Source organism: Paenibacillus tritici, assembly GCF_018207515.1.
Classification (GTDB): Bacteria; Bacillota; Bacilli; order Paenibacillales; family Paenibacillaceae; genus Paenibacillus_AQ; species Paenibacillus_AQ tritici.
Genome location: NZ_CP073365.1, coordinates 2427831 through 2440107, shown reverse-complemented (window position 1 = coordinate 2440107; position 12277 = coordinate 2427831). Strand labels below are relative to the sequence as shown.

Below are 12277 nucleotides of genomic sequence, written 5' to 3'. Positions count from 1 at the left end.
TAGAATGGAGCAGCAGAACTATGTATTGGAGCCGCTGGTTCAAGGCCTGGTTCGCCTCAGCAGTCATATGTATCATTATATTCATCGCCAGCGGAGCATGGATCATCTATACGCTGGCGCACCAGGAGCAGGATGCCCAGCCCTCTTATGTGGTGAACCAGGCACGTGTCCAGGTAAGTGAACTCATGTACCTGCTGGAAGAGCATCATGAAGAGCTGGAGCAGGCTATAGATCCGTCCGGTATCCGGGAAGAACTGCGGACCTGGAGTCAGCAGCAGAATCTGAGTCTGCTGTATGCAGGTCTCGACGGCACGGTTCTGTTCCATTCTGCTAACCCTCTTCCGTCCGGCAAGGACAAGCTGAATCTTAAGCATGAGCTTCACTACGATGTATACAGCGCCAGGACAGACGGGAACGCCTTCAGACTCGCTTTTCCGGTCATCGACCCTGACTCTGGCAGGCAGGCCGGAAATGCAATCTTTACCCTGTCTGCATCTGATGTTGCTTACCGCCAGGCTTCTTCTTTTCCGGTTACGGCAACGGTATTGACGGCTGCCTCCCTCCTCTTCCTCCTGCTTCTCCTGCTTCAGCTCAGAAACAAAGTGAACCGCCATCTGCTGCAGCCAATCAACCAGCTCAAGGATCATTCCGAAGCTATCCTTAAAGGAAACTATGAACAGAAGGCAGAGCATACCCGGCAGGATGAGATCGGAGAGCTCTACGCGGTATTCGATCAGATGAGAGGCGAAATCATGGAGCTCAGCCTGCAGAGAGAAGCTCAGGATAAAGCACAGAAGGAATTAATTACTAATATTTCACATGATCTGAAGACACCGCTCACAGCGGTCAAAGCCTATATCGACGCTATTCAGGATGGAGTGTGCCCTGATCTGCCGTCCGTAATGGAATATATGAATATTATTCAGACGCAAACCAACAAAATGGCAGGATTGGTCGAGGACCTGCTGGTTCATGCTTTAAGGGATTTGGGCCAAATCTCCGTGAACCCGGTGGAGTGCTACAGCAGAGAGATTTTCGAGAATATTCTTAAGCCCATGGGGCCCTATATCCGGACAAGCGGCGTAGAATTTATTGAACCTTCAGAGATTCCCAATGTACTGATCCGCATAGATCCCGTCCGGATGGAGCAGCTTCTGTCCAATCTGATCGCGAATGCCCTAAAGCACACTTCAGCTAATGACTCCATCCGCATAGAGATTTCCAGGCAGCACAATCAGCTCCAGTTGACTATATCCGACACGGGAGAAGGAATTCTGGAGCAGGATATGCCGTTTATCTTCGAGCGGTATTTCCAGGGACGCGCCCCCTCACAATATGCCAAAGGGTTCACAGAAGGGACCGGCCTCGGGCTGTCTATCTGCAAGCACATTATCGAAGCCCATCAGGGGAGCATTTCCTTCAAGAGCCTCAAGCATCAGGGAACGGAGTTCTATCTCACTTTGCCTTTATGCTAAATCGGAATCCGCCTGTAGTACTTTATTAATATCCTGATAAGCTTATTGCAAGATCCCTCTACTATAATTGAAAAAAAAAGCACTACTGGAGGGTCCAATACATGACGAAAGCTACCATTATTCAGACTAAAAATCTCTGTAAAACCTATTCCACAGGCAGTGAGCAATTTCATGCCATCCGCAATATTGACCTTAATATCTATCAAGGCGACTTCACGGTCATTATGGGAGATTCCGGATCAGGCAAATCGACCCTGCTGTACCTGCTCAGCGGCCTTGATTCCGTGACGGCAGGGGAGGTTTATTTCCATCAGCAGCGCATGGACACATTCTCTGACAAGGAATTGGCCAGCTTCAGGGCCGGTAAGATCGGCTACATCTATCAGAGCAGCAATCTCGTACCAGACCTGACGCTATTTGAGAATATTGCCTTGCCCGGTTATGTGGCCGGAACGCCCAAGCGGGAGGTGAAGCAGAAGGTTCTGTCGATCATGCAGGCAATGAGCATTGAAGGCCAGCGCTTCCGTCTGCCTGCGGAGGTATCCGGGGGACAGCAGCAACGGGCTGCGATTGCGCGGGCAATCATCAACACGCCGGAGATTATTTTTGCCGATGAGCCGACAGGCAGCCTGAACTATGATCAGGGAGTGGCTGTACTTGATATCCTGACAGAGATGAATGCCGGGGGCCAGTCCATTGTGATGGTCACCCATGATATCAAAGCCGCCTGCCGGGGTAACCGCCTGATCTTTATCCGTGACGGTAAAGTAGGCGGCATGCTGGAATTCAGCTCCTTTACGCCGGATCAGCTGCAGGACAGAGAATCGCTCATCTTCTCTTATATCTCCGAGAGGGGTAATGTCTGATGTCTGCAATAGGGTCTATTTGCCTTGGGAATTTGAGAAGACGCAAGGTTCAGAATGCTCTGATCGGGCTGCTTCTCCTGCTGTCCACGCTGCTGATCAATACGGCGATTACCGTGATCACGAGCTCAGAGAATCTGTATGAGGACTTGCACCGGGAAACCAGGGGCTCCCATGAGCTGTTAAAGCTGACCAAAGGCTTGCATGATCCGCAAAGGGTGCAGGAATGGTGGGCAGGCCAGCAGGGAATAACGGTATCCTCTGTGATGACCTACAAGTCTATGGCCGGGATTATTCATAATGGAGAAGATATCCCTAATCTGTCCTTATACATGATGAGCACGCCGGATCAGCCTTTTGGCACGGATGAGCTCGTGTTCGCCCAAGGCCAGGAAGCCGCACATCCGGAGCCGGGAACGGTCTGGATTCCCACCTCGCTCGCCTACAAATATAATGTTGCTGCCGGGGATACGCTTCAGTTCAAAGCAGGGGATGAACCTCTGCAGCTAAGCGTTTCAGCTGTCGTCATCGACCTGCCGCTGGGAGGTCCCTTCTCAACAACTGCACGCATCTGGATGAACCCTGCGGATTATCAGCAGGATCTGAGCACTGTTTCAGTGAATAACTCCTATCTCATGGGTATCCGTTTCGATGACTACAGCCAGAGTGCCGCTTACTGGGAACAGTTTGAGGAGTTTTTGGGTACTCCTTTTATGGAAGAGAGAACCACCTATGAGGAGATTTCCGCCTTCTATTTCATCATGAATAAAATCATCGGCTTCGTCATGACCTTTCTGGGACTTGTAATGATGCTGGTCGCCCTGTATACAATCGGCTTCACCATTTCAGATGCTATCCTGTCCAACTACAAAACGATCGGGATATTCAAGTCTCTCGGCCTGTCGTCAAGGAAGATTATCTTCACGTATATCCTCCAGTACGGCTTCCTTTCGCTAATTACTATTATACCCGGGCTATTGCTCAGCCGTTTGTTATCCGGAGTCATTATTGAGCTGTCCCTGTCCTTCTTAAAAACAGATCATTCCTCTGTCCATATCTACAGTTCAGATACAGAATTGATGGTAGGGGCCGGGATTCTGCTGCTGATTCTTCTGGTTGTGTGGGTATATGCAGGCAAAGCCCGTTCCATCCAGCCCATGCAGGCCATCCGTTACGGCATGTCTGAGGCAGCCCATAGCCGCATCAACAGACGGTGGGGGGAAGAACGCAGACGCGGGAAGGAATTCGAACACTGGCCGGTGCCTGTAGTCATCGGACTGCGAAATGTGACCAAGAATCTGAAAGGCTCCCTCCTTATGCTCGTACTGACCACCGTAACATCGGCAGTGCTGGTCTTTGGGCTGGTTCTGCTGAACAGTATTTATCAGATGCAGGAGACCTCACCGCTATGGGGGTATGATTCCTCGGATGTGGTTGTCATGGTCACGAATGCAGCGGAATTCGACCACAGCAGTCTTACAGCTGATATCGCATCTGACAGCAGAGTGCTCAATCTGAATTGGGCAGGATATGCGATTGGTGTTGCACCGGCCAGCCGGACACAAGCCTCAGACCCGGCAGGCAGCCGTCCGCAATCGGTCAACATTCCACTGACGGTTGTCGAAGGAAGTATGGATGAAATAGGCCTCGCTTCCATCAGCGGCCGCAATCCGCACAACCGTAATGAAATCTCCATCGGCATTAACATCTCGCGGAAGCTTAACAAAGAAATCGGTGACGTTGTTGAACTCTATATTGAGAAGGAGAAGCATTCCTTCACAGTGACCGGCATCTATCAGTCCATTGCCAACATGTCCAATCAGGCCAGAGTAACCTCAGAGGTGGTTCGCAATCTCTCTGCGGAGACAGGTTATTTGAACTTAAAAGACAGTGCCGATTCCGATGATATTGTGCAACAGCTTAATGATGCATACGGTTCAGATATTCAGGCGGTCAAGCAGCAGACCATGCTGGATTCCGTGTTCAAGGAAGCTACAGCAGTACTTATCATTCCAATGAGCCTGTTAGGCCTGCTGTTCCTGCTCATTACCTGCCTCATTATCTACAGCACCAGCCGTATCCACATCCGCAAGGAGATCAAAACTTACGGGATCTATAAATCAATAGGACTGACTTCAAATACAATCCGCAGCGCTTTAACCTTGGGAATTGCAGCGCTTGCAGCAGCGGGAGCCATTCTGGGGATATTCTGCGGAGTCTATCTTCTGCCAGGCATACTGAGAGGCCTGCTATCCTCTTACGGGATCGTTAAGCTGCCGCTGCTCATGCAATGGACAGGTATTTCCCTGCTCGCCTTGCTTAGCATTATTGTAGCCGGCTGCGGCTGCTGGTTTGCCTCCAGAATCATCCGCAGCCATTCAGCCCGGATTCTTGTGACGGAGTGACGGAGAAGACACTTGCCCGGAACAGCCTGCCGGGCAGGCAAACTTTGGTTATAAACAAACTCTCTATTGCAGCATCCAATCCCTGGAAATATACTTAATCGTGCCGGCTGCCATTGACCTGCGGAAAAGCACGTGCTTGCCGCAGGGAAGGCGCTTGTTTTTTGCCCGGGCCATGCACGGCACTACTAATTTTAAGGAGGCATACTATGCATCACACTCCAGGAACTACCGACTGCTCACCGGCAGAGGTAGGTTATGACGTTTCACGAATCCATGTTTTGCACAACCATTTCCAGAATCTGATCGACGACAAGAAGATCCAGGCCGCCTCTTACTGCGTATCAAGATACGGCAAGACGTTCATGCACGGTGCCATCGGCCCGCTCTCGTTCCGCGAGGAACGGACGGAGCCGCTTTTGCCGACAACGGTTCATAGAATCGCCTCCATTACTAAAGCCATTACCTCAGTGGCGATAGCCAAGCTTGTGGAGGATGGCATTCTCCGGCTGGACCTTCCCGTTGGAACCTTTCTGGAACCGTTTAACGTGGAGCCTTTTAGCAAAATTGATATCTACAGCCTGCTGACCCATACCTCCGGCCTGTTCCCCGACTGCGCGGGTAGCATGATCCCTTATCACAAGTCTTATTGGCAGCTGATCGGTGAGTACTTCGACAAGTATAAGCCTGAGGATGGCGAGCCGGACTGGATCACAGCCGCGCTGAGCTGCGGGGTTAATAAAAAGGTTGGCGAGGAATGGCAATACTGCTCCTTCGGCTTCTGTATCCTCGGTGAGATCATTAAGAAGGTCACTGGCATACCCGCCGAACAGTACATAGAAGAGCAGATTCTGCAGCCGCTCGGCATGAAGGACACGATGTGGGAGCCTACGCCCGAGCTGGCTGCACGCTTCATTATAAGAAACGAAAGTAAAGAAAAGCAGCTTCATGACCTGGTCCATGGCATACAGCCTGAAGTCCCTCCGGCAGAGAAGCTGTGGGAGACCGTATCCAGCACAGGTGGCGGGCTGATCTCTACCCCGGCCGATCTCATCCGGTTCGCCAACATGCTGCTGGGTATGGGAACTCTGGGCGATACCCGGATTGTCGGCCGCAAAGCCGTTGAGAAGCTCACGACCCGCACCCTCTACGGCGTACCCGATTACTGCTGGGGCAATGATGTCAAAGACCGGAGCTATGGCATTGGACTGGATATGCGCCAGGGTCCCGCGTTCTTTTATTCCGAGGGCAGTTATTTTCATGAAGGGGCCGGGGCCTGCTGCATGGTTATCGACCCTGCCGAGCAGCTTACTGCGGTATGGTTCGTGCCGTTCACGGATGATAATTGGTATGCGGAAGGTCTGTTCAATGTAACCAATATCATCTGGTCAGGACTGATCTAATGAACCGCTTCAAGCATAACTGGCTCATCTGCCGCTCGGTAGCGGAGGTAACCTACAAGGAATGGAGTGCCTACCGCACCCATTCCCTGGTGTCCGTCATCGTCGGCCCTGTATATTTCATGGTGCAGTATTTCATCTGGACAGCGGTCTATGGCGGGCAAGCTACACTGGGCGGTATGGATCTCCACCAGATGATCCGCTACTTCGGGGCCACCGCGCTGATCGGTTATCTGATTATGGATTTTGCCGACTGGAACCTGTCAATGCTGGTACGCACCGGCAAATTCCTCACCTTCCATCTGCGCCCGGTGCATCATCGTTCCTTCGCCTTGTACCAGAAGCTCGGGCACCGGGCACTCGGCTTCCTGTTTGAATTTCTGCCTTGTCTATTGATCTTTATTCTTATATTCGGCATAGATATGCGGCCGGCAAGCTTCCCCTGGACCCTGGTGTCAGTGATGCTTGCCTTTCTGATGAATTTCTATGTAAACTACACAATCGGCCTGACTTCCTTCTGGCTGGTGCAGTCAGGCGGAATACGCAGCGCCTTTATGCTGGTGTCGGGGATTTTCTCGGGCGCGCTCATTCCGCTTGATTTCTTCCCGCACTGGCTTCAGGTCACCCAGCTGTTCCTGCCTTTTCAGTACATTGCTTATATGCCTGCCATGGTGTTCACCGGCCATTATTCGCTTGGGGGCCTGGAGTTATCTATTCCTGAAGCTGTAGCTATGCAAGGGGTGGCCGTGCTGGTGATGTTCGGGCTCTGTGAGCTTGTTCGCCGCCGGGCGATGAAGCAGTTTACCGCTGTCGGCGCATGAATACCCAGAGGGAAAGGAACTTTCTTGATAATATGAAAAGATATGTCGATGTATATAAACAATGCATGTACTCCGCTATACAGTCGGCAGCGGCCTACCGGATGAACTTCATCGTCAGCAGTCTGATCACGCTCATCGGCAACATTCTGTTTCCGCTGGTGACGGTGCTGATCTACCGGGCAGGCACAAGCTTTCCCGGCTGGAGCTTATTCGAGGTGCTGTTGATCCAGTCTATCTTCACGATGTCCAGCGGCCTCTCCAGTCTTGTCTTCGGAGGCGTGCTGTGGACAACCATGTCTCATGTGCGTGAGGGCAGCTTCGAGGTTATTCTGCTCAAGCCGCTGAATCCGCTGTTCTACATTGTAGCTACCACCTTCTCTACCGAAAGTGCCGGACTGTTCCTGGGCGGGGCGGCATTATTCATCTTCTCGGTTATGCAGGTAGGCGCTATTTCGGCCTTATCCTGGCTGCAATTCACAGGCATGTTCTTGGCCGGGACGGCTGTGCTGGCCGGATTAGCGCTGATGATGGCGGCGATGTCCTTCAAATGGGTGGGCAATTCGCGGATTTCCGAGCTTGCGGACAGCGTCCTGCATGTCGGCAAGTATCCGCTGCCGATCTTCCCTAAGGCGGTGCAGGCCGTGGCTACGATGATCATTCCTGTGGGGATGGTCGGTTTCCTCCCGGCCTCTGCGCTGCTTGGCCGGGTACAGGCCAGCGATTTCGCGGCGGTTCTGCCTTGCTTGGTATTCATGGGGGCAGGCATTTGGGTATACCGGCACATGATCAGATTATACGAGGGAGTTGGCGGCTGATGTCAGTCATTGATGTGAAGCACTTAACGAAGACTTATACAACCTATAAGCGGGGCGCAGGCATGGGACAGACCTTCAGGAGCTTCTTCCGGCGGGAAGAAATCTCGGTCCAGGCCGTGAACGATATCAGCTTTGCCATTGAGCAGGGGGAAATTTGCGGCATGCTGGGTCCCAACGGGGCGGGCAAATCTACCGCGATCAAAATGCTCTGCGGCGCACTCTACCCGACAAGCGGAGAGATTGAGGTGCTCGGTTATTCGCCTGCCCGGGACCGAAAACATTATGTCCGCACCATCGGAGCCGTCTTCGGCCAGAAATCCCAGCTCATCTGGGATATTCCCCCCATCGACAGCTTCAAGATGAACAAGGCTATCTACGGGATCTCCACTCCGGACTTCAACAACCGTCTGGAAGAGCTGACGGTGCTGCTGGATATCGCCGGAGTGATGGAGAAGCCTACCCGGGTACTGTCCCTTGGTGAACGCATGAAATGTGAATTCGTCATGGCTATGCTGCACCAGCCGGAGATCCTGTTCCTGGATGAGCCGACCATCGGGCTGGATGTGATCGCCAAGGTCAAAATCCGCGAGTTCATCCGCCAGATGAACAAGCAGCAGAACATGACCTGTATCCTCACTACTCATGATCTGGAGGATGTAGAGGAGTTAGCCCACCGGGTGATTGTCATTAACCATGGCGAGAAGGTCTTTGATGATTCGCTGCAGCGGCTGAAGCTGTTCCTGGGGGAGAAGAAGCGGGTAAGCTTTACTTTCGCAGAGTCTGTGCAGGGCACCGTCTTCGACAACGCCTGCACCAGCGTGGTTGAGCGCCCCTCCGACTTCCAGATTACGCTGGAGGTGGACACGGCTCAGATCTCCATCAGTGAATTCATCGAGAATATCTCCCGGAAGCATAGCTTCTCGGACATTTCAGTTAAGGAACTGCCTATCCAGCAGGTGGTTATGAATATTTATGAGACCAAGAAACAGCCTGAACCGTCACTCTGATCGTGACAGCTCAGGCTGCTTTTTTAATGGAATGATAGAGAGCTACTTCGCAGCTGCCAGTTCTGACGCAAGCTTCTCGGCCCCGTCAAAGATGGAGTAGCTATAGCCCCAGAACTGGTTGAAGTCAATCTTATAAATCGCCTTGTTCTGGATGGCCTTGAGGCTCTGCAGCGACGGATCGGCATAGAAGGCCTTGAGCGTCTGTTCAGGGTCTACACCGCCTGTATACACCGAGATCAGCATGACATCCGGATTGGTAGCGATTAATTGCTCCTTGCTGATCTCACCGGTAACATCAGCGTAGCTGTTAGTCAGTCCCAGCAGCCCCAGCACATCTCCCGCAAAAGTATCGACATTGCCGCTATAGACAGCAATCGCCCCGTTGCCCGCGTCAGATACGTAAGCAAAGGTCTTGGCTCCTGTTGCTGCCGCTCCATCCTTCAGCTTCTGCGCTCGCTCCTTCAACTCAGCGATATATGCCGCAGCCCGTTCCTGCACATCGAAGATTTGACCCAGCTGTTCAATATCCTTGTACAGGCTGTCAAGCGTAGCCCCGGCCAGACTAGTGCTCTGCACGAAGGTTCTGATTCCCAGCTCATTGAGTCCCTCTACCGTCCCCACTCCCCAATCCGCATCTGCGAACAGGCCGCCGCGCCCCAGCACCAGATCCGGGCCTCTGCCTACAACCAGCTCTTTGCTGGCATACTCCTGGGAGATCACAGGAATCTTCTTGAATTCCTCCTGAACCGCCGGATCACCGGCACCGTAAAGGGCCGCTACTCCGACCATCTTGTCGGTAAGACCCAGCTTAATCAGCAGCTCGGCTGCGCCCTGGGTATTCGCCACCACCTTGTCAGGAGCCTTGTCGAAGATCTGCGGCTTCGCCTTCCATTCGGTGCCTTCCCCGCTGTTCGTGTGATTCTCGATCGTCAGCGGATATACAGTTTTGGCAGGCTGTGCAGTCTCCGCCGGTGCCGGGCTGCTGGATGCAGGCGCAGCTGTTCCCGCTGCCTCCTTCGTATTGCCTGTGCCTGATGAACAAGCCGCCAACATGAACGCCATGACCAGCATCACCAGCGGTGACGCGTATCTTTTGAATATTTTCTTCATTCTCTTGGTCCCCTTTTCTGTATGTACGTTTGTGTATCCTGCCAGGAATTGCATGAAGACGGGTAGGTATGCAGGGGATACAACCGTAGAATATAGAAAGTCGGGCTGTATGTCAATGAGAATTATTATCATTGACAATCATTCTCAATGTGGCTTATATTTAAAAATAACTTAATATTTAAACTAAAAGGAGCCTGCTTATTGTCATGCAAACCGATCTAGCCATACCCTCACCCCCGAAGCCATCTGTCCTTCATACACGTTACGGATTTATGGCAGTGATAGGCGTCCTGTTCATCCTTACCCTGCTGTCCGCCGGGGCCGCGGTCTCCTTCGGGCAGGTGGATATTCCGGTCTCCCAATCCTACCGGATTCTGCTTCACCACATTACCGGCCTCCAGATCGGAGATGTTCAGGAGCTGACGTCCGGCTCTTTTGTCGATATTATCTGGAAAATCCGCTTCCCCCGTGTCCTGATGGCCCTGTTCATCGGCGCCGGACTTACGCTGTGCGGAACGATTATGCAGGCCGCTGTGCAGAACCCTCTGGCTGATCCATACATACTAGGCATCTCCTCCGGCGCTTCACTGGGCGCAACCTTTGCCATTCTGATCGGCTTCGGCTCCATGGGCCTGCTCGGCCAGACCGGCGTTGCCTTCTGGGCCTTCGCGGGAGCAGTTGGCGCGTCGCTGCTTGTACTCATGCTGGCCAGCGCAGGCGGCAAAATGACCTCCGTCAAGCTGGTTCTCGCCGGGATGGTGATTAACGCCTTATGTACCGCCTTTGCCAACTTTATTGTATATTTCGCAAGCAACGCAGAAGGCATCAAGACCGTCACCTTCTGGACGATGGGCAGCCTGGCTGCCTCAAGCTGGGACAAGCTCCCGCTGATTGCGATCACGATCCTGCTCGCTGTTATCCTGTTTCTGTCGCAATTCCGCGTCCTGAACGCGATGCTGCTCGGGGATGAAGCTGCGGTCACCCTGGGGATTCATCTGGGGGCATACCGCAGAGTCTACATGATCCTCACCGCGCTGATTACCGGGGTAATGGTCGCCAGCTGCGGAATGATCGGCTTCGTGGGACTCATTATCCCCCATCTGGTCCGCGGGCTGGTCGGCTCCGACCACCGCAGGCTGCTGCCGGCCTCCATCCTGTTCGGTGCCATCTTCATGATCTGGACTGACGTTATTGCCCGGACCATTGTGCCGAATGTAGAGCTGCCGATCGGGATCATTACCGCCTTGATTGGCGCACCGATGTTCATGTACATGCTGATCAGAAAAGGTTATGCATTTGGAGGGAAAAGCTGATGAACCTGAATGTCGAACATCTGAGTGTATCCTTCGGAGAGGCGAACATCGTGCAGGATGTATCTCTGAGAGTGAGCAACAAACAATTCGTAGGCCTGATCGGCCCGAATGGCTGCGGCAAGTCTACGCTGCTCAAAAGTATCTATAAAGTCATCAAGCCGCGCCAGGGGGATGTCTTCCTGTCCGAACTCAATGTGCTGAAGGCTGGCCCGAAGGCCGTGGCCCAGAAGCTGGGCGTAGTCGGCCAGTTCAACGAGCTAAGCTTCGACTTCACGGTGCGGGAGATGATTGCGATGGGCCGGACTCCCCACAAGGGGATGCTGGAGACCGACAATCAGGAGGACGCTGAACTAATCGCTGCCGCTCTTCGTAAGGTCAATCTGGAGGGACATGCTGACCGCAGCTATAATTCCTTATCCGGCGGCGAGAAGCAGCGTGTCATTCTCGCGCGGGTTCTCGCCCAGCAGCCTGAATTCATGATTCTGGATGAGCCGACCAACCATCTGGATATTAAATATCAGCTGCAAATTCTGAATATTGTCAAAAGGCTGGACATCGGCATTCTCGCTGCTCTCCATGATCTCACCCTTGCAGCAGAATACTGCGATTACCTGTATGTCATGAAAGAAGGCCGGGTGGCCGCCTGCGGGAAGCCCGAAGATATCTTAACAAAGGAACTAATCGGCGAGGTGTTCGATGTCTCCTGCGAGACCTACCGCAACCCGGTAACCGGGGCGCTGGGAATTGCCTATCTGCAGACCCGTTAGCTTGGCCCAGGTGACATACAGCTTCACTGTCACCTTCATTCCAGCAGCTTGTGAAGCTAAGACCGTCTTCCACGCTCTGTCCCATCCGAATTAGTTTTACGGAGGGATTCAGCAGGAAGGCGGCTTTTTTTGCGTATAGCTTAATTCACATCTACTTGGAACCAAATGCAATTTAATGTTATATAAAATAACATTAAAAATAAATATTTTTAATATTTATACATTATAATTGCATAAATATAGATTTATTTTACATATAAGTAAAATTATCATTTTGACATTTATGATTTATGTCATCTATAAT

General features: G+C 52.4%; 10 protein-coding genes. 9 read left to right on the top strand and 1 reads right to left on the bottom strand.

Features of this window, described 5'->3' with window-relative positions; genetic code table 11:
- Window positions 1-20 precede the first annotated feature (20 nt).
- The 7 genes from KDC22_RS10255 (at window position 21) to KDC22_RS10225 (ending at window position 8783) form a co-directional block, all read left to right on the top strand.
- The gene (locus KDC22_RS10255) at window positions 21-1475 is read left to right on the top strand and encodes a HAMP domain-containing sensor histidine kinase (protein ID WP_211722940.1); all 1455 of its coding nucleotides are present in this window, start codon (window positions 21-23) and stop codon (window positions 1473-1475) included.
- Window positions 1476-1576: 101 nt separating this feature from the next.
- A complete protein-coding gene (locus tag KDC22_RS10250; protein ID WP_173140281.1) occupies window positions 1577-2341 on the top strand; it encodes an ABC transporter ATP-binding protein in 765 nt (254 codons plus the stop codon).
- Window positions 2342-2373: 32 nt separating this feature from the next.
- Window positions 2374-4743, top strand: a complete 2370-nt coding sequence (locus KDC22_RS10245) for an ABC transporter permease (RefSeq protein WP_246553438.1) — start codon at window positions 2374-2376, stop codon at window positions 4741-4743.
- Between the two features lie 206 nt (window positions 4744-4949).
- The gene (locus KDC22_RS10240; protein ID WP_211722938.1) at window positions 4950-6143 is read left to right on the top strand and encodes a serine hydrolase domain-containing protein; all 1194 of its coding nucleotides are present in this window, start codon (window positions 4950-4952) and stop codon (window positions 6141-6143) included.
- Window positions 6143-6961, top strand: a complete 819-nt coding sequence (locus KDC22_RS10235; RefSeq protein WP_173140287.1) for an ABC transporter permease — start codon at window positions 6143-6145, stop codon at window positions 6959-6961. Before KDC22_RS10240 ends, KDC22_RS10235 begins: the two co-directional genes overlap by 1 nt.
- Window positions 6962-6993: 32 nt before the next feature.
- Window positions 6994-7776 (top strand): ABC transporter permease, encoded by a 783-nt coding sequence (locus KDC22_RS10230; RefSeq protein ID WP_211722937.1) that lies wholly within the window; start codon window positions 6994-6996, stop codon window positions 7774-7776.
- On the top strand, window positions 7776-8783 hold the full coding sequence (locus KDC22_RS10225) for an ABC transporter ATP-binding protein (RefSeq protein WP_246553436.1): 1008 nt from the start codon (window positions 7776-7778) through the stop codon (window positions 8781-8783). The genes KDC22_RS10230 and KDC22_RS10225 overlap by 1 nt, the downstream gene beginning before the upstream one ends.
- Window positions 8784-8825: 42 nt before the next feature.
- Here the strand turns inward: KDC22_RS10225 and KDC22_RS10220 are convergent, their stop codons facing one another.
- The gene (locus KDC22_RS10220) at window positions 8826-9893 is read right to left on the bottom strand and encodes an ABC transporter substrate-binding protein (RefSeq protein WP_211722936.1); all 1068 of its coding nucleotides are present in this window, start codon (window positions 9891-9893) and stop codon (window positions 8826-8828) included.
- 206 nt (window positions 9894-10099) lie between these two features.
- Here KDC22_RS10220 and KDC22_RS10215 point away from each other — a divergent pair, with 206 nt between their 5' ends.
- The gene (locus KDC22_RS10215) at window positions 10100-11206 is read left to right on the top strand and encodes a FecCD family ABC transporter permease (RefSeq protein WP_211722935.1); all 1107 of its coding nucleotides are present in this window, start codon (window positions 10100-10102) and stop codon (window positions 11204-11206) included.
- Window positions 11206-11973 carry an ABC transporter ATP-binding protein gene (locus KDC22_RS10210; RefSeq protein WP_211722934.1) on the top strand — a complete coding sequence of 256 codons (768 nt, stop codon included), beginning with the start codon at window positions 11206-11208 and terminating at the stop codon, window positions 11971-11973. Before KDC22_RS10215 ends, KDC22_RS10210 begins: the two co-directional genes overlap by 1 nt.
- Window positions 11974-12277: the final 304 nt, after the last annotated feature.

What these genes read in the sequence shown, in the direction of transcription:
- KDC22_RS10235 (WP_173140287.1), top strand. Translation starts at nt 6,143, where the DNA reads ATGAACCGCTTCAAGCATAACTGGCTCATCTGCCGCTCGGTAGCGGAG.
- KDC22_RS10225 (WP_246553436.1), top strand. Translation starts at nt 7,776, where the DNA reads ATGTCAGTCATTGATGTGAAGCACTTAACGAAGACTTATACAACCTAT.
- KDC22_RS10230 (WP_211722937.1), top strand. Translation starts at nt 6,994, where the DNA reads ATGAAAAGATATGTCGATGTATATAAACAATGCATGTACTCCGCTATA.
- KDC22_RS10255 (WP_211722940.1), top strand. Translation starts at nt 21, where the DNA reads ATGTATTGGAGCCGCTGGTTCAAGGCCTGGTTCGCCTCAGCAGTCATA.
- KDC22_RS10215 (WP_211722935.1), top strand. Translation starts at nt 10,100, where the DNA reads ATGCAAACCGATCTAGCCATACCCTCACCCCCGAAGCCATCTGTCCTT.
- KDC22_RS10250 (WP_173140281.1), top strand. Translation starts at nt 1,577, where the DNA reads ATGACGAAAGCTACCATTATTCAGACTAAAAATCTCTGTAAAACCTAT.
- KDC22_RS10240 (WP_211722938.1), top strand. Translation starts at nt 4,950, where the DNA reads ATGCATCACACTCCAGGAACTACCGACTGCTCACCGGCAGAGGTAGGT.
- KDC22_RS10210 (WP_211722934.1), top strand. Translation starts at nt 11,206, where the DNA reads ATGAACCTGAATGTCGAACATCTGAGTGTATCCTTCGGAGAGGCGAAC.
- KDC22_RS10220 (WP_211722936.1), bottom strand. Translation starts at nt 9,893, where the DNA reads ATGAAGAAAATATTCAAAAGATACGCGTCACCGCTGGTGATGCTGGTC.